Genomic DNA, 1,542 nt, shown 5'->3' on the forward strand with positions numbered 1-1,542 from the left:
CCGGATGTGCCGTTGGTGGGGGTGGGTTTGTTGGGTGTGGTGGAGCGGGGGGTGTTGGTGCCGGTGCGGGGTGGTGTGGGTGTGGGTGGTCGGGTGTTGGCGGAGATTTTGGTGGGTGGGGTGGGTGATGGGGGTGGGGTGGCGGTGTCGTGTGGGGGTGTGGAGTTGTCGTATGGGGAGTTGGATGTGTTGTCGTCGCGGTGGGCGCGGGTGTTGATCGGGCGGGGGGTGGGTCCGGAGATGGTGGTGGCGGTGGGGGTGGGGCGGTCGGTGGAGTTGGTGGTGGCGGTGTGGGCGGTGGCGAAGTCGGGGGCGGCGTTCGTGCCGGTGGATCCGGGGTTGCCGGAGGTGCGGGTGCGGGAGATTGTGGTGGATTCGGGTGCGGTGGTGGGGTTGTCGGTTTCGGGGGTGGTGTTGCCGGGGGTGGTGGAGTGGTTGTTGGTTGATGATGTGTCGGTGGTGGAGGGGGTGTCGGGGGCGGCGGTGTCGGATGGGGATCGGGTGGGGCGGTTGGTGGTGGGGAATGCGGCGTATGTGATGTATACGTCGGGGTCGTCGGGGCGTCCGAAGGGGGTGGTGGTGACGCATGGGGGGTTGGCGAATTTGGCTGTGGAGGAGCGGGTTCGGTTTGGTGTGGGTCGTCGGTCGCGGGTGTCGCATGTGGCGTCGCCGAGTTTTGATGCGTCGGTGTACGAGTGGTTGATGGCGTTTTCGGTGGGGGCGCGGTTGGTGGTGGCGCCGCCGGGGGTGTTCGGGGGTGTGGTGTTGTCGGAGTGGTTGGCGGTGGAGGGGGTGTCGCATTGTTTTGTGACGCCGTCGGTGTTGGCGTCGTTGGAGCCGGGTGGGTTGGGGTCGGTGGGGGTGTTGGTGGTGGCGGGGGAGGTGTTGGGGCCGGAGTTGGTGGAGCGGTGGGCGCCGGGGCGGGAGTTGTTCGATGCGTATGGGCCGACGGAGGTGACGGTGCAGGCGACGGTGAGTGGGGCGTTGGATCCTGGGGGGCCGGTGACGGTGGGTGGTCCGGGTGTGGGGGTGGAGGTGGTGGTGTTGGATTCGTGGTTGCGTCCGGTGCCGGTGGGTGTGGTGGGGGAGTTGTATGTGGGGGGTGTGGGGGTGGCGCGGGGGTATGTGGGGCGGTCGGGGTTGACGGCGGCGTCGTTTGTGGCGGATCCGTTCGGGGTGGGGGCGCGGTTGTATCGGACGGGGGATTTGGTGCGGTGGGATGGGTTGGGGTCGTTGGTGTTTGTGGGGCGGGCTGATTTTCAGGTGAAGGTGCGGGGGCAGCGGGTGGAGTTGGGGGAGGTGGGGGTGGTGTTGGGGCGGTGTCCGGGGGTGGCGCGGGCGGTGGTGGTGGTGGGTGTGGGTGGTCGGTTGGTGGGGTATGTGGTGCCGGAGGTGGGGGTGTGGGTGGATGGGGGTGTGGTGCGGGAGTTTGCGGGGTCGGTGTTGCCGGGGTTCATGGTGCCGTCGGTGGTGGTGGTGTTGGAGGGGTTGCCGGTGACGGCGGCGGGGAAGGTGGATCGGGCGGCACTCCCCGCACCCGAG

At 68.8% G+C, this 1,542-nt stretch carries 1 protein-coding gene; it reads left to right on the forward strand.

Annotated features, from left to right (window positions below; genetic code table 11):
* Window positions 1-51: 51 nt before the first annotated feature.
* Window positions 52-1,542, forward strand: a 1,491-nt coding sequence (locus RJ1_RS44860) for an amino acid adenylation domain-containing protein (RefSeq protein ID WP_276526517.1), incomplete at its 3' end; no start/stop codon positions are given.

It is taken from the genome of Rhodococcus jostii NBRC 16295, from assembly GCF_001894825.1.
In the GTDB taxonomy this organism is placed as follows: Bacteria; Actinomycetota; Actinomycetes; order Mycobacteriales; family Mycobacteriaceae; genus Rhodococcus_F; species Rhodococcus_F jostii.